The 14,946-nt window shown below is 35.1% G+C and carries 20 protein-coding genes and 1 other annotated feature; of the genes, 1 reads left to right on the forward strand and 19 read right to left on the reverse strand.

All coding sequences use genetic code 11. The features are described from left to right. Positions 1-49: 49 nt before the first annotated feature. Positions 50-478 carry a hypothetical protein gene (locus tag B4U37_RS14285; RefSeq protein ID WP_245839993.1) on the forward strand — a complete coding sequence of 143 codons (429 nt, stop codon included), beginning with the start codon at positions 50-52 and terminating at the stop codon, positions 476-478. 149 nt (positions 479-627) lie between these two features. On the opposite strand, the gene B4U37_RS14290 is transcribed toward B4U37_RS14285, so the two are convergent. The 19 genes from B4U37_RS14290 to B4U37_RS14385 form a co-directional block, all read right to left on the reverse strand. Further along, positions 628-1,092: a hypothetical protein gene (locus tag B4U37_RS14290; RefSeq protein ID WP_088018768.1), complete on the reverse strand. Its 465-nt coding sequence runs from the start codon at positions 1,090-1,092 to the stop codon at positions 628-630. Between the two features lie 155 nt (positions 1,093-1,247). Next, positions 1,248-1,475 carry a hypothetical protein gene (locus tag B4U37_RS14295; RefSeq protein ID WP_088018769.1) on the reverse strand — a complete coding sequence of 76 codons (228 nt, stop codon included), beginning with the start codon at positions 1,473-1,475 and terminating at the stop codon, positions 1,248-1,250. Between the two features lie 784 nt (positions 1,476-2,259). Next, positions 2,260-2,991 (reverse strand): class I SAM-dependent DNA methyltransferase, encoded by a 732-nt coding sequence (locus B4U37_RS14300; protein WP_088018770.1) that lies wholly within the window; start codon positions 2,989-2,991, stop codon positions 2,260-2,262. A gap of 30 nt (positions 2,992-3,021) precedes the next feature. Then, positions 3,022-3,477 carry a GNAT family N-acetyltransferase gene (locus B4U37_RS14305; protein WP_088018771.1) on the reverse strand — a complete coding sequence of 152 codons (456 nt, stop codon included), beginning with the start codon at positions 3,475-3,477 and terminating at the stop codon, positions 3,022-3,024. 41 nt (positions 3,478-3,518) lie between these two features. Then, entirely contained in the window at positions 3,519-3,986 is a 468-nt protein-coding gene (locus tag B4U37_RS14310) for a zinc metalloprotease (RefSeq protein WP_088018772.1), read from the reverse strand. Positions 3,987-4,720: 734 nt separating this feature from the next. Continuing rightward, the gene (lysS, locus tag B4U37_RS14325; protein WP_088018775.1) at positions 4,721-6,178 is read right to left on the reverse strand and encodes a lysine--tRNA ligase; all 1,458 of its coding nucleotides are present in this window, start codon (positions 6,176-6,178) and stop codon (positions 4,721-4,723) included. 88 nt (positions 6,179-6,266) lie between these two features. Continuing rightward, positions 6,267-6,533, reverse strand: a binding site (T-box leader). 61 nt (positions 6,534-6,594) lie between these two features. After that, positions 6,595-7,782, reverse strand: a complete 1,188-nt coding sequence (locus B4U37_RS14330) for a PstS family phosphate ABC transporter substrate-binding protein (protein WP_088018776.1) — start codon at positions 7,780-7,782, stop codon at positions 6,595-6,597. A gap of 217 nt (positions 7,783-7,999) precedes the next feature. After that, positions 8,000-8,461: a DIP1984 family protein gene (locus B4U37_RS14335; protein WP_088018777.1), complete on the reverse strand. Its 462-nt coding sequence runs from the start codon at positions 8,459-8,461 to the stop codon at positions 8,000-8,002. A 32-nt stretch (positions 8,462-8,493) separates the two neighbouring features. Next, the gene (locus tag B4U37_RS14340; RefSeq protein WP_088018778.1) at positions 8,494-8,970 is read right to left on the reverse strand and encodes a hypothetical protein; all 477 of its coding nucleotides are present in this window, start codon (positions 8,968-8,970) and stop codon (positions 8,494-8,496) included. A gap of 16 nt (positions 8,971-8,986) precedes the next feature. Then, complete coding sequence (locus B4U37_RS14345) at positions 8,987-9,379, reverse strand: hypothetical protein (RefSeq protein WP_245839994.1); 393 nt, start codon at positions 9,377-9,379, stop codon at positions 8,987-8,989. Beyond that, positions 9,376-10,341, reverse strand: coding sequence for a quinone oxidoreductase family protein (locus B4U37_RS14350; protein ID WP_088018779.1), 966 nt, complete (start codon positions 10,339-10,341; stop codon positions 9,376-9,378). The genes B4U37_RS14345 and B4U37_RS14350 overlap by 4 nt, the downstream gene beginning before the upstream one ends. 248 nt (positions 10,342-10,589) lie before the next feature. Beyond that, the gene (locus tag B4U37_RS14355; protein WP_198317029.1) at positions 10,590-11,084 is read right to left on the reverse strand and encodes an alpha/beta fold hydrolase; all 495 of its coding nucleotides are present in this window, start codon (positions 11,082-11,084) and stop codon (positions 10,590-10,592) included. 341 nt (positions 11,085-11,425) lie between these two features. Continuing rightward, entirely contained in the window at positions 11,426-11,872 is a 447-nt protein-coding gene (locus B4U37_RS14360; RefSeq protein WP_198317030.1) for an NUDIX domain-containing protein, read from the reverse strand. Positions 11,873-11,905: 33 nt separating this feature from the next. After that, a complete protein-coding gene (locus tag B4U37_RS14365) occupies positions 11,906-12,337 on the reverse strand; it encodes a hypothetical protein (RefSeq protein ID WP_088018781.1) in 432 nt (143 codons plus the stop codon). Between the two features lie 70 nt (positions 12,338-12,407). Then, positions 12,408-12,938 (reverse strand): DUF3267 domain-containing protein, encoded by a 531-nt coding sequence (locus B4U37_RS14370; RefSeq protein ID WP_088018782.1) that lies wholly within the window; start codon positions 12,936-12,938, stop codon positions 12,408-12,410. A 50-nt stretch (positions 12,939-12,988) separates the two neighbouring features. Beyond that, positions 12,989-13,165, reverse strand: a complete 177-nt coding sequence (locus B4U37_RS22020; RefSeq protein WP_010194787.1) for a hypothetical protein — start codon at positions 13,163-13,165, stop codon at positions 12,989-12,991. Between the two features lie 32 nt (positions 13,166-13,197). Next, positions 13,198-13,668 (reverse strand): hypothetical protein, encoded by a 471-nt coding sequence (locus tag B4U37_RS14375; RefSeq protein ID WP_088018783.1) that lies wholly within the window; start codon positions 13,666-13,668, stop codon positions 13,198-13,200. Between the two features lie 49 nt (positions 13,669-13,717). Then, positions 13,718-14,323, reverse strand: coding sequence for a lysozyme inhibitor LprI family protein (locus tag B4U37_RS14380; protein ID WP_088018784.1), 606 nt, complete (start codon positions 14,321-14,323; stop codon positions 13,718-13,720). 40 nt (positions 14,324-14,363) lie between these two features. After that, positions 14,364-14,924: a hypothetical protein gene (locus tag B4U37_RS14385; protein WP_088018785.1), complete on the reverse strand. Its 561-nt coding sequence runs from the start codon at positions 14,922-14,924 to the stop codon at positions 14,364-14,366. Positions 14,925-14,946 lie beyond the last annotated feature (22 nt).

Below are 14,946 nucleotides of genomic sequence, written 5' to 3' on the forward strand. Positions count from 1 at the left end.
TGAACATTCCAAAAATAATAACTTGTCATAGAAGTCTTTCCTTAGCTAGATGAGTGATTTCATTTTCACCTTACATAAAAATTTTGCGTTTGGGCAAAATTTTAGAAACAAATTTAATTGGAGAACAACATTTATGATTATACTTTCTCTTTTCTTAATGGTAAGCGGGTTATTGATTATTAATACTATTTACGCATACCAAACTAAGCATATTGACTCTAATTTTTTTCATACTTTGTGGTACTATATTAAACTTATTCCTTTTTTCCTGTCTGCGAGTATGATGATTGGATACGGTGTCAAACATTTAACAAAAGTTGTAGGTAACTTAACCTTTTCACTTATTGTGTCTAAAGGAATGGAAATCCTAGTTTGTGTTGTAATTGGGTACATGTTTTTTAAAGAATTTCCTAATTGGCGCACTGCGATTGGAATTATCGTTATATTAATTGGTTTCTGGATATTAAAGGGAAAATAAAAAAAACTGTAAAGTTACAAAATTTATTTTATAACATGAAACAAATACAATTACTATTCTTCTCACGACTGAGCAATATGAAATATAACTTCATGTTCCAATCTCCTTAAACTTTTAACTATCCTGCCAATTTATAAGATAAATTCTACTTATTTTATATACTCAACGTCAAAGCTACTAGTTGGTTTGTTTGAATATGCAATCCAATAGTTAATTGCCTTGGAATGTTTAATTTGTTTCGCATATTCACCAGAAACTTTTACGTAATTAATATCGGGATCAAATGGAATGATAACATTTACTATCAGTGGATCTGAAATATATACATGACCACCAGTTAATTCTGGTCCACCTATACCAATCTCCCATTCCAATTTACCTTTATTATTCGTGATGAATCCAATATTCAACTGCTCATCTGATTTTCTTGTATAAACTACGACTATATAATCACCTTTTATGTCGTAGTCAATAACTGTCCCATAATTCCTATCTTCACTTTCCTCCAAAAGCTCCACAATTTTATCTTCAAGTGACACTTCCTGAGAACATCCTAACAATAATATTAATAGGACTAATGGATACGCAAAATATGCACTTGTTATCCTACTCACAGTTCCCCTCCCACCTTCTTCAAAAAACCCGCCCATTATTTATGTAAGACACGAGCCGTTTTGTAGCAAACGCTCCCATTTGTTGAAAATGAAGTTATTTTATAAGCTTCATCTTAATGATTAGCTAAATGATTTATACATTCTTTTACTGATGATTAATTCATATAGTATTCATAAATAAAGAAACCTGAATATTCAACATAAAATCCATCTTTTATTAAATTATAATTCTCTGAACTAATTGCAAATCCAAATGATGAATTTGGTCCTTGACCAGTTTGATCTACACTAATTTTTTCTCCATCTTTATTATACAAATAATAATCCTTATAGGACCCATTTGTCGTAAATGTCCCATCCTCATTAAAGATACCATTGTACATAAAGCTTCCCTTGTCGTATTTCAAATTGTATGTGGTGTTAAAATTGAAATAAATATCATTTCCCCTATTCCAAACCTTATCAAGTAAAATGTTAGTGCTATCTTTATTTATAAGTTCTATGCCAAACTGTGTTTCTTTCTTACTATTAAGTGGTATCCATTCAGGCTTTACAAAGAACTCAACAGTCTCATCGTTTTTAATTAAATTAAGATCATACCCATCCCGTTGAGTTACATTTTCTAATATCCCGTTGTTTGAATATGTTTCATTATAAAATAAAATTCCCCAAAAAACGCAGCACCCGATAATAATGAAATAAAGTACACTCTTTTTGATTATTTTGCACCCCTTTCACTTCAACCACCTTACTTAATACCAATTATTTCATAATCTGAAAAGACCTACAATATGTAATTTTTTTCTAAACAAAAAATGAGCGCTGATCCTTGTAGGGATTGCGCTCGAAATATTAATGATAATTATCCAAGGAAAATACTAGATAGTGAAGGAAGATTGGAAAGTAACCTGAGGAGTCGTTCATAAAAACTAAATATAGCACAATAGATTACAACGGAACGTACATTTCTATGACGAAACACTCTATATTAAGTATCCGTGTCACTAAAATTAAGATGAACTATCGGATATCCATTGTAAAAAAATTATATCCATTGTAAAGACACTTTTATCAATTGTAAAATCAATTTATCCATCATAAAAAAGAGTTATCCATGTTTACATCAGCTTTATCCATTGTAGCTATATTTCAGACTTGTGTTCCACCTTATTTCCCACAACCAAACGCCAAAACCACTGGTATCCGTTGCCTCCTCAAAAATTCTTCTTCACTTCTAAAATGTTTTCGTACGGGCGTGCCTTCGCGTAAATCTTGTATGGTAAAACCAGCTTCCCTTAGTGCTGTGAAATATTGTTCGATGGTGCGGTGATATTTAACAACCACTTGGTTAATCCAAGGTTCTTTCCTTTCACCATCAAGAAAGTAATCATCTACAATCCAATTCCCGCGCTTATCTCCAGATTCTTTACTTGCAAAAGATGAAGTTGTAAGGGGATGTTGAATGCTGAATACAAACCTTCCATCCTCTTTTAGGGATTGATAAATATTTCGAAACAGGCGGTCAATGTCTGAAACATAATGAATGGCAAAACGCGAGGTTACGAGATCGTATGACGCACTCGGATAATTAAACGATCCCATTGTTTCATTATGTATAGTTGCGTCAAGTTCAAGTAAGTTAGAGCGCGCGGCTTTTACCATTTGTTCAGAACCTTCGACACCTGTGTAATGCTTTGCCCCTAAATGTAGCAGTTCTTTACCAAACGAGGCATCTCCACACCCTAAATCTAAGATGGTCTTATTTTGAATGTTCCCGACTAGCTCGGACATAATTGGGCCTTCGATGGCATTATTGGGACTGTCTTTTCTATTTCTTCTATTCATGTAATTTGTAAAAAAATCCGATTGATCGTAAACTCTAGATCCTCTGAATTCCATTGAAACATCTCCCTATTTTCAAAATAAGCTCTACCTATGCCCGTCTTTCCTCGCTTGAATATATCCGTAATACGCACAAGTTCCATTCTGGGTTAAGTCTTTTACCTCAAAACCGCACTTCTCATAGAAACTGAAGTTATTAGCGGAGGTATGTGCAAACCAATCACCATGAGGAAGTTTTTGAACACACAGTTCTACGATTTTCTTCCCGATTCCTTTACCGCGATATTCGGATAAAATAACTAAATCCATTATGTTTGCAACCATTATTTGATCTGAGATTACTCGAACCATCCCAATCATCTTGTTTTGATCCCAAACTGTAAATGCCCACGTTGAGTTTTTGAACATAAGCGAGAACTTCTCCTTTTGCCAAGCGGGGGTATTCTTTGCCCATCCTGCATCTTCAAAAAGAGCTTCCACATATTCAGCAGGAACCCCTTCTTTACCCTCCCTGATTACAAAGCCATTGAAATATTGGTACATATGTATCCCCCCCTACAAAACTCTATATAACTTACACTCTTTTATTTTCTTTGCAACCTTAACAGTTGGAGTCCGTCAGAAGGATGACCATAATATGGTCCCATCCAACGAGGATACGTTATTGGAATAACTGTCCAAACAACCATACCCAGATTAAAAGTGGATGCTCCCCAAAAGAATGATTTTAAATCACTTTGGGGTAACGAAATTGCTATTCCTGCTAATATAAACACAAGTAATAAAGACATAATCGGTCCACCTGCCAAAGCTGCAATCCTCTGTCGTTTGTTTAAATCCCCTTTCCAATCAACGAAGCCTACATAAGACCAATGAATGTGGAAACGAAACCTTCCTATTCGAAAATTTTCTTTGTTTTCCTGACTTCTTTTTCCTAAATATATATGTGCATCAAGTTTTGAAAGAGAAACAACTCCTACACCATGCCCAATTTCGTGCATGAGGACACAAACAGGGATAACAAGAATATAAAAGAGAAAAAATAACAGCATGGATTGCTCCTTTACTAATATTTTTTAAATTCGCTTTCCGCATTTAATAACTTTTAATGACAAACTCGACAGAACAAAAGCCAATATTATTAGCAATGGCCCAACCACAAATAATCCTATTAAATCCGTTGTAAGATTCCACGGTACGAAAGCATTCCAGAATACCCCCATCGCCTTCCATACCAGAACAAATATAAACAAAGTAAATCCCAAATATATTATCTTCTCTAATCCTTTTTTCAACATAGGCGATCCCTTTTCCTTTTTTTACCGTCTATTAATCAACGTATTTAAGGTCCATATACAATCATAAAGATCATTAAACAAAGGTTAAATACAATCAGTATCTTTCCAAAGATATTTTTAAAAGCAAGAATAGAAAAAACCAAAGAAATTATAAATGAAGGTATGGCAACTTTTGAGGGGAAATAGGTAAAATCTAAAATTCCTACCATGGGAAATAGTAAAATAAGGATGCATATTGTTGTAAATATGCATGAGAAAAGAAATGCAAGAGTGAGATAACTAAATGTGACCATACTTCTTATGTGTTGTTTTTCAGAAATATTATTAGACATTCATTTCTCCTTTTTTATAAATTTTTATCAAATTTTGCATGGTGGGTACCTTCTATATTGTATGATACCAATTATTTCAAATTTCAAATATTTATACAATATAAATTTTCAAAAAAAGGAGCTTACCATTAACAGATAAGCTCCCATAGTAATAATTTATTTTCGATTTAACGGAAACAAAACACAGTCTTTAATCGTATCACAATCCGTTAATACCATGAGTAATCGTTCAATCCCAAATCCCCAGCCGGAAATTGGAGGCATCCCATATTCCATGGCCAATAAGTAATCTTCATCCATTTCCATGGCTTCTGTATCACCGCCACTTTTCAACACGGCTTGAGTTTCTAATCTTTTTCTCTGTTCCACAGGGTCAACTAATTCTGAATAGGCATTGATGATTTCAGCACCATTTACTACTAATTGAAAACGATCTGTTAACGATGAATTGTCATCATTCGCTCTGGCTAAAGGTGATAAGTCTATCGGGTGGTTAATTAGAAATGTTGGTTCTATTAGATTTGGTCGACACACTTTCTTGTATAGTTGGTCAATGAAGTTCCCTCTCCCTAATGTCTGGATATCCTCGCCTTCTAAATAAATATTTCTTTGTTTTGTTTCTTCGTATAAGGATTTTACATCTGGATACAAATCAATATCTATGCCTGTATCCTTTAAAATTAATTCTCTAAATGACACTACATTCCACTCTAATGAAAAATCAATGGATTGTCCTTTTATACTTATAACTGTTGAGTCAAATGTTTGTTTAAGGACATAGACAATCATTTCACGCATGAGCTGCATCGTATCTTCATAATTCCAATAGGCCGCATACCCTTCCACCATTGTGAACTCTTGAAGATGTTGAGGGCTGATTCCTTCATTTCTAAAGCATTTTGCAAATTCAAATACCTTTGTAAATCCCCCTACAATTAACCTTTTCAAGTAAGTCTCTGGAGCAATACGTAAATTTAGTTCCATATCCAGCGAGTTATGATACGTTTTAAACGGGCGGGCTAAAGCACCGGAGGAAGTATGTTGCAGTACAGGCGTTTCCACCTCCAAGAAGTCTTTTTCTTCTAAAAATCTTCGAACAGCACGCACTAATTTTGTTCGCATTAACATGCGGTTTTTTGTTTCTTTTGTCATCATCAAATCAATATATCGTTGTCTATAACGTGTATCTATATTACTTAATCCTTGCCATTTATCCGGGAGTGTGTGTAACGCTTTCCCAAGCAGCACATAGTTTTCAATCCGAAGCGTTTTTTCATTTGTCTTCGTAGAATACATTTTCCCTTCTACACCGATAAAATCACCTATATCAAAATAATCGAGGAAATCACTCATAGCCCGCTTTCCAACCTCGTCTTTTTTCAGAAGAAGTTGCAACTTACCTTGTATGTTTGAAATGGTGATGAAACTGAATTTACTAAAATGGCGAATCCCCATAATTCTTCCTGCAACACGTACCCCCGATGTTCCATCCTGAAGTGAACACGCTTCGTATAGTTCGTAATTTGTCTGGAACCTGTCAGGATAAACTTGGATTCCCTGTGATCTTAAAGCCTCTAATTTCTCCATTCTAATGGCTGTTTGTTCTTGACTCATTGTTATCACTCCAATTTTAATTTATCTATTTACCAGTTGTCATACTATTTATAAAAACAAAAAAACTCTCACCCCCAAGATTATTCATCTTGAGGACGAGAGTTGTTAACTTCGTGGTACCACCCCAGTTTGTTGACATGTTACCATATCAACCTCTTCGGGTACTTTTGTTTTTTAACAAACAATTATACCCTATCTCTATAACGGGAGATCCCGTCGCAGTATCACTAAGAAACCTTAGATCCGTGCAAAGGCTCAGAGGCTTTTTTCATTAAGGTCATTATTGCTTCTTCTCACCTACCGAAGCTCTCTGGAAATAATGCATCTTAATTACTCTTCTCTTCACAGCCGTATGTTCCGTATGTTTTTTAGAATATTAGCACAAATGGATGTTTTAGGCAATAACGTTTTTATTTTTAATAATACGGAACATACCCCGACTTTTCTACAAGCAATTGGCCTTCTTCCGATTTAATCCATTCTAAAAATGATTCAAGATTAGGATTTGTTGCAGTGGAGAGATGCACGGCATAAAACGGACTGACAAACGGATAGGTGTCCTTTTGAATAGATTCAATGGAAGGTGCAACTCCCTCCACCTTTAAGTGCTTAATTTTGTTGTTTTGAACCATCGTTTCCGAGAAGAAGCGGAACGAGAAACCAATTGCGTTTTTCCTATTTTCATAGTCTAAGGTTTCTTCAATGATTCCTCCCATACCTGAAACCCGCTGGTCACTTGGTGGGTCCATTAAACGTTTGGTTCCCATCACTTTTCGAAGCATCTGCTGACTTCCGCTGTCTTCTGGTCTTTGGAACGCCAGGATAGGCTCATCGTTTCCTCCAAACTCCTTCCAATTTGTAATCTCACCTGAATAAATTTTTTGTATATCCTCCATTGTAAGATTAGCAACAGGATTGTCTTTATGTACAAAGAAAACAAAGGCTTCTTTTCCAACTGGCGTTAGCACAAGTTCCACGTCTTTTGCCTTTGCTTGAGACTGGATAGAACTTGGAGGTTCTGGAACAAAAATCAGTTCTCTTTCTTCTTTGAGGAGACCTGCCCAAGCTCCTGAGGTCTGTGTGGATTGCACTTCACTCATAGAAGAATCATACGTATCTTCTGGATAAACAGCCTGAGCGAAGGAGGCAAACACAGGATATAATGCAGTTGAACCATCTAGCTTTAATAGAGGGTTCTCTAGCTTGATGGCTGCTTCTTTGCCCAATTCAGCTACACGATCATTATTTTCAAATGGCTCATATTGGGTTAGATCAACATCCTGGGTGCTCATAATTTTCAGAGAATGTTGATACCAAGCTTTCCCGCCTTCCACTATGACAAAAAGAACAAACAAACTAATTAAACAGATAAACGTGTACTTCACGGTATTCTTAGCAAACTGTCCCCACACCCCTAAATTTGCAAAAATGAGTAGAGTGAGTACAAATGCTGCTGAAGCAAGACCGTACAGATCCTTGCCGGTAGAAATTGTTAAGATAATTGTTCCATAAAACCCAAAATATAAAATAACAATGGAAATGATAATAGATCCAATAACTCTCATGTTTTCCCCTTTATTAATTGTGTATTTATTAAAATCCACTTCATAAAATACTCCCCTACTCCACCCTCACAAATATGAAAATCAATACCAGGTTGTAAGTTGTTTATGTAAATTGTTCTGATGTATCAATAATGGGTATAAATTTTGACGGAGGACTCGAACCTCTTGGATCACCCCGAAACCCGTACCATTAATGGCAACTTTGACCTGTTGCAAGGTTCGGTATTCGCCTTTTCATTTTCGCTACCAACTTATCTTATGAAGAATGTAAATCAGTTTTCCAATTAAGCTCCTGAATCTTCACGTCATATAAACGATATTTCTGTGACAGTTCATTAACATGCTTTTGCATTTCTTTCACACTGATGGTTGTGATGTATTTGATTTCTGCACGCGAATAACGCTCAAGTTTCATGGATGCTTGGTCAAGAAGTTCGCTATAAATCTTGCGTTCCTGGCCAATGACGTCTCTAGATGCCAATGCATCCGCAAGCGACTCTACCTTATCAAATTTCGTATATAAGTTGGTCTTGTTTATTTGCTGAATCAGACGTCTAAGCTTCTCCAACAGTTCCGTTAATTCCTTCAACAACAGCTTCGGATCTTCATTCGGTTCGTCCCCTTCCTGTACCCTGACATTTTGCAGCAACCTATTTTTCAATTGCTCCACGCGCTTTTGATAATCCGCCCGTAGTATTAACGCCTCTGCTAATTTCATTAAAATCTCCTCCTATTCTACGAAAATATTGATTAATGCCAATAAGGCTGTTTCATCTCAATCACTTCACCAGTGCGAGGATTTACTAAAAAGAACCTATTGTCTGCCTCATAATGATAATCCCGGTTATTAATGAAAAAACGTATTTCTTCCGTATATATTGGCACCGTATTTCGATAGCTCTCTTCTTTGTACTCCACAATAGTAGATATATCATGGCTTTCATATACCAATTGCTTCGCTTGTTCGAACGTATAGGTTGGCTTTCCTATTAAAAACAAAATAATAGGTACGCTAAAAAACAAGCCTATAGCCTTCTTCTCCCACTGTTTCTTTAACTTTCCCTTCGTGTAGTTATAGACAACTACCATTCGAATGGTCATTACAGGGATTATCATACCTAAATCGAATACTCCCTTGTAAAAGTGTGAGTTAAGCCAAACTATAATACCAAGTTCTAAGAGGGTTGCAACTAGGGTGAAGAGGAAAAACTTATTCGACTTGGTCATTTATTTTCTCCTTAAATCAATCTTCCTTGTTTAAAAGCATCTCTGCATGGGATTTTATCATTGCTATGTAGTGCCCTTTATTAAAGGGTTTTGTTATATGACATATACCTCGCAGACTGCCTTTAACCAATGTTTTATTCAACTTTATATCAACAATCACTGTGAGATAGATCTTATCATTATGTTTTACAATACCAGTAACTTGTTTATTCTCTAAATCTATATTTGTATACTCGGGTGCAATTTTCAATGGGGCGAAGCTTGTATACCCTTTGCTTGACTTGTTATTTAAACGGAGTAATATATGTCTAACAAACTCTTTTGTTTTGGTAAACACACTACTTCTCCCTTTCCCTTCATCCTTTTCAAAGCACCTTACTACTTGAAGGAATTCTTCATCCAAAATCATAACTTAATCAAAATCTTCCCTTCATAGTTGCGGCTCTCTATTAGTTTATGTGCTTGTGCAACCTCACTTAAATCAAACACCCTGGCAATAGGGAGCACAATCTTTTCTGAAGCAAAAAGTTCTAAGACTTTCTCTGCTACACCAGCTAATCTTGCAGGATCATGTTTTCTCGTTGTACCTAAGCTAAACCCTTTGATATTTCTACAACTGCTGTGAACATCACTTGTTTTAAAGGTTCCTAGTTTGCCACTGCTATTACCAAATTGAACAAGAGTGCCATATAAGGCCAAACACTCTAAGCTTTTACTTGTAACCTCTCCAGCAACGGAGTCAAATATAACATTAGCACCTGAATTATTGGTTAACTTTAAAACATCCTCTACAAATGTTTCATAGGTACACACAACATCTGCACCTAGATTTTTCACATAACCTTCTTTACTAATATTTCCAACTGTTCCGATAATTTTCTTCACACCAGCTAACTTGGCGAGTTGCACTAACATGGACCCTACCCCACCTGCTGCACTGTGTATTACAATGGTATCTGTTTTTTTCACTTGGCCAATTTCATGGATTAGTATATAAGCTAAAATAGATACGGTTGGTGCAGTTGCAGCTTGTTTAAAAGAGAGACCATCTGGAATTTTAAAAACCAATTGTTCATTTGCAACTACATACTCTGCATATGAACCCGCTTTCGGAAAAGCTATTACCCGGTCACCCTTTGAGAATGATGAATCATCAGAAACTTCTTCAATTGTCCCAGCAACATCCAAGCCAAGTGTTAATGGTAATTCACCTTTCCCTTTATTCCCCATACGTTTTTTTATATCTGCATAATTTACACTCGTATATTCTGTTTTTATTAAAACTTCATTTTCACGAATCTTTGGGAATTCAACATCCGTATATAAGAGCACATCTGAATCACCAAATTCATTTTGAATGACCGCTTTCATCTATTACTCTCCCTTTCAAATTTAATTTACTTATGTAGCCGATCCAACTCCACTAAAAAATCAGTGACAGTTTTAATGAATCTATTATAATCAGTTATCCATAATTCGTGACCTGAATCAGAGAACTCAACCACCTTCACATTACTCAAATTCCCCTTATATTTTTCAGTAGCACTCTCCTTTAATAGAGAGTGGTTTGTCCCACCTTTTATAATAAGAACTGGACACTTTATCCGCTGTAAATCCTCCTATAATTCAACCTCTTCTGAGTCTCTTTGAATCCCTCTGACTACGTGTTGACGATCTTCCTTAATATATCCCTTCGAAAAAACCGTATCAACCCATGACTCCGGAATAGAGGGAAACTTAGCTGGATAGTCTAATAAAATCATTCCTTTTATGTACTCAGGGTTATTAGAGGCATATTGAATGGCGTACGGTACTCCCATAGAGTACGCCATTAAACAATAGTCTTTAAGACGACTTTCTTTTATCGCTGCTTCGATATCTGAAACGTGATCTTCCAAAGTATAGCCTTTAAGCGGAGCATCGCTTTTCCCATTTCCCCTGAGACTGAGTGACACACAATGTCTCGGTGATAAAATTTTCATTTCATCCTCAAAATGTTCTGCAAAACCTAAAGCTCCAGGAACATAAACTAATGGCGTCAGGTTATGAGAATAATCAGTTGTTTCAAGATAGTGAATGGATATATCTTTGTTTTTGGAATAACGATCCCTCACAGGCATAGTATCTCTCCCTTGTTATTTAAAAGTACTTCTATGTAGCTCAAGTTTCAGCAAAAAGTTTTATTCCTGAAAATTGTAACCAATTAATCAATTAGATAGTAAGCGCCAAAACCATTGGTAACCCCAATACAGTAAAATAGATAATGTTAAACCCCCACCTATTGAAGAGGAAATTAGCACTAAGAACTTGTTAAAATTAATTTCTTCTTTTTTGTAGGCATTTGTAAAAAGTCTACACATATAGAAAACTGTCATTAAAATAATTATTGTGGCACTAATACTTACAAATACTACTTCCATTATAATTCCCTACCTAACTACTTATTGTATAAGCTTTAAATATACTCTAATACCCTAATATCCACTTCATCTATGTAACCTATTTCTTCTTTTAAGTCCCAAAGCCTTATTTCAGAGGTTTCTTGATTATCTATAAAGGGTTGAAGCCATTCCACTTCTGCAAAATAAACTGGATTGTAACCAACTTCTCCACTATTTACTTTTTGGAATTTCAATAACCCCTTGAAATCTAAATCACTCACCATTTGACCTGTTTCCTCAAACAACTCTCTAATTGCACATTCCTTCGGAGATTCATCACCTTCTCTACGTCCAGCTGGTAATTCCCATTGTTCACGCCATACGTTGAAACATAAAAGATATTTAACCTCACATTTAATAACAGCAAAGGAACCGAATAAAGGCAGATAATTAAACATATCTTCTTCAGACATACTTATGAAATCTAAATATACTTTTCCATTATTTTTAGTTAGATTCAAAAAAAGATTCCTCCATAAACTCACTCCAGAAATTTAATCTTCGTCCTTCACTTCAATCACAAACAAATAATTCCTTGCAACCCTAGAATTCCATTTTGTAGCTATTTTATAGACATATACCCCGTCGCTTTTAGGCGTAGTAAGTTCAAAATCATTCAAAACTACGTTCTCTTCTTGAGGCAATTCATCCTTCCAATACGATAAATAAACCTTCTTTGGCATGTCTTGATAATTAATTTTGATTAATTCATTGGGCTTTACAACCATCCGCTCTATATCTTTATAATCTTGTGGAGGCTTATTGGAGTCTATCTCTTCTATTGGTATACCAGAAACCCCGATGTAATCTATAATTTCACCATCAATAATTATATCCGAACTTACATTAATATCCGAATTACATCCTATTAAGTTGATTAAAAAAACAAGTAATAATAAAATGGGAAGAATAGAAGATATTCTCATTTACTTACCTCACTTTGTATAGAGTTTACTTTCCGGTAGTTAAACGGACCCTTCATTTTATAGAAAGCCTTTACTCCACCCTCACATACCCTCTGCAAAAAAGCGCGTTCTTTGGTTTAAGTGCAATGAGAAATGAATTGATGATATCTGAGGCAGAAATCAGTGTGTTGAACCAACTAATAAATAATAAATTCAATTTTAGATCTCCTGAAACATAGAACGATAGAACAAAAGGCACAATTGATAAAACAATAAAAGGCAAACTCATAAATACCCAAAATCTAGGTTTAGAGAGGATGGCATTTGTATTGATCCAAAAAAATATGCCACTAAAAGTTATGCTTATATCGCCTTTATTGTTTATGACCAATATGTGGAGACATTCATGAAGAATAAATACTAAGAAGCCTGTTAATATGAGTGCAAAAGTATGTATATGAGAGAATTGTGTACTGAAAATAGTTGGTATGAATAATAAGACTACCTGAAGCAAGTATACAAATTTCATATAATGCTCTCGGTACCAGTTGTTTTGAATAAAAGGAGCCCAAACTGTTGGATCCAAACTCACTTTTGGTAGGGGTCTAAACCATAGCATCATAGGTCTTTACTCCCTCGTCGCTTTATTAATGAAATATTCTTAAACATCGTTTACCCTTGATTGTTCTTTTCTTTATTCTGAATATAGATTTGCTGTAAGGTTTGGTGGATATCATTCAAAATGAAAAAGATAAACAACAACATAACAAAAGTTATTATCTCACCCGTAAAAAAAGACACTGCACCAATAATTATAAAGAAAACTCTGTACATCCAATTAATTTCCATATCCAATCCCCTTTTTAACAAAAAGTAACTAGTCATTCATTATTTTTCTGTTCTTCTTGATTTTGCTTCTTTAATTCTAGCTCCTTCTTATTCTCTTCTTCTATTTCTTCTTTTGTCTTAGGAGTAGCAGTAGTAAGTGGAACATTTGGTAAAGTGATGTCGACAATGTATCTAATACTGTTTTCATAATCCATAAAATGAGATTCATCTTCCGTTTGATCAAAACCTAGTACCAATACTGTATCTTCTTTGTTTGTGAGATGGACTTTATACGGCAACATTGCAATATCTGCCGTGTCGGATATCTTTTCCCCGTTAGCCTTATTTAACTTAGTAACCAGGCCTTCAATGAAGCTAGCATCCTCAATAGTATGGATAAGGTCTTTATTCTCCCAATCATAAATCTCAATTCTGGTTGCACCCTCAAGATCCAGGTTATTGTTTCCGCATCCCATTGTCACAAACGTTATTAAAAGTAACACCGAAATCATTTTCATTCTCATTATCACCCCTCCTACCTTAACAGTCGGTCCGTTGAAACTATAATTACAGTCACTTCATAAAATCCTTGACTAACTCATAACATCTTTTTTCTGTAAGGTTTGCCAACACAACCACGTATTCCAAGTGTTCCTGAGTACCACCTTTAAATTTGAGTGATGCTTCCAACGCACTATCATCTCTAAATTTTATCCAGTTCCGTTGTTCTTCTCTTAATTGACTCATCTCTTCTGCAGGCAGTTGCTCCTCTAATACACCATAAATCTCATTTAACAATTCATCCCAAAGTTCCCATCTGTCATTTTCCACCTTTTTCAATGCATATGTAGAAGAATCTGTTGCTTCCAATTCTTCTGCTTCTTTTTTTGTATCATCTAATTGTTGGAGATACTTTTCTTTTAAACTGGTAGTCGCTTCTTCTTCTACTTCCGCTGGTTCACTTGTTGATGTATCCTCTTTTTCGTTTGGTTCATTATTGTCTTGAATGTCTGTCTCAACTCTGTCATTATTATTTTCCTCTTCGGTTGTTACTTCATTTGAAGAATTGATATTTGAGTTTTGAATAGCACCTGCCTCATCAGATGAGCTTCCGCAAGCAGTCATTAAAAGCATCCCAACTGTCATTATTGCTGTACATAATTGTTTGTTTTTTTGCAATTTTAAAGCCTCCTATATTTATTATGAACTCTCTAATCAGCTAATCCTTATTTTCAATCAACTTTCCATTCCTATCGTAGTATTTATAAGAGTATGTAAGATGCTTCTCTTCCTTGGGCATCTCTGTCCAAGTTGCAGAGTTTTTGTTTAAAACAAACTCTTCAAGGAATACGTGTTGATTGACACCCAACTCCATTTTGGGTATCTCGTTATCAATAGTTGCAATGGTGAGAAATAATAGATTGTGATAATCCTCTTCCAGACCATTACTCAAGGAGATTAAAAAGTGAGAAAGGGGCTCTTCTTTTTTTTCGGCAGAACTCCACTTATAATTACCAAATTTATCTTTATTAAAATGAATGTATGCTGGAAGGTTATTACTTAAAAATGCAACTAATCTCTCCTCACCTATATCTTTAATTTCTACAATTTCTATTGAAGAGTCTTCAAACAGATTTAAAGATTGGATTGTTTGGATAATGGATTCCTCATCATTTCCATTTATGTAAAAGGAACTATTGATGAAGTTAAAAACTACAAAGAAAACTACAATCACCAATGCCACAAACCATAAAAATAGCTTTCTATTTTTTATTTGCATTTTGCATTTTGCTCCCCCTAAA

Source organism: Sutcliffiella horikoshii, from assembly GCF_002157855.1.
In the GTDB taxonomy this organism is placed as follows: domain Bacteria; phylum Bacillota; class Bacilli; order Bacillales; family Bacillaceae_I; genus Sutcliffiella_A; species Sutcliffiella_A horikoshii_C.

Bases quoted from the DNA above. Each gene is read 5' to 3' on its own strand.
- B4U37_RS14350 (WP_088018779.1), bottom strand. From the start codon at position 10,341: ATGAAAGCGGTCATTCAAAATGAATTTGGTGATTCAGATGTGCTCTTA.
- B4U37_RS14295 (WP_088018769.1), bottom strand. From the start codon at position 1,475: ATGTACAATGGTATCTTTAATGAGGATGGGACATTTACGACAAATGGG.
- B4U37_RS14385 (WP_088018785.1), bottom strand. From the start codon at position 14,924: ATGCAAATAAAAAATAGAAAGCTATTTTTATGGTTTGTGGCATTGGTG.
- B4U37_RS14340 (WP_088018778.1), bottom strand. From the start codon at position 8,970: ATGACCAAGTCGAATAAGTTTTTCCTCTTCACCCTAGTTGCAACCCTC.
- B4U37_RS14365 (WP_088018781.1), bottom strand. From the start codon at position 12,337: ATGAGAATATCTTCTATTCTTCCCATTTTATTATTACTTGTTTTTTTA.
- B4U37_RS14310 (WP_088018772.1), bottom strand. From the start codon at position 3,986: ATGCTGTTATTTTTTCTCTTTTATATTCTTGTTATCCCTGTTTGTGTC.
- B4U37_RS14285 (WP_245839993.1), top strand. From the start codon at position 50: ATGAGTGATTTCATTTTCACCTTACATAAAAATTTTGCGTTTGGGCAA.
- B4U37_RS14375 (WP_088018783.1), bottom strand. From the start codon at position 13,668: ATGAGAATGAAAATGATTTCGGTGTTACTTTTAATAACGTTTGTGACA.
- B4U37_RS14300 (WP_088018770.1), bottom strand. From the start codon at position 2,991: ATGGAATTCAGAGGATCTAGAGTTTACGATCAATCGGATTTTTTTACA.
- B4U37_RS22020 (WP_010194787.1), bottom strand. From the start codon at position 13,165: ATGGAAATTAATTGGATGTACAGAGTTTTCTTTATAATTATTGGTGCA.
- lysS (WP_088018775.1), bottom strand. From the start codon at position 6,178: ATGAGTCAAGAACAAACAGCCATTAGAATGGAGAAATTAGAGGCTTTA.
- B4U37_RS14335 (WP_088018777.1), bottom strand. From the start codon at position 8,461: ATGAAATTAGCAGAGGCGTTAATACTACGGGCGGATTATCAAAAGCGC.
- B4U37_RS14305 (WP_088018771.1), bottom strand. From the start codon at position 3,477: ATGTACCAATATTTCAATGGCTTTGTAATCAGGGAGGGTAAAGAAGGG.
- B4U37_RS14370 (WP_088018782.1), bottom strand. From the start codon at position 12,938: ATGATGCTATGGTTTAGACCCCTACCAAAAGTGAGTTTGGATCCAACA.
- B4U37_RS14345 (WP_245839994.1), bottom strand. From the start codon at position 9,379: ATGATTTTGGATGAAGAATTCCTTCAAGTAGTAAGGTGCTTTGAAAAG.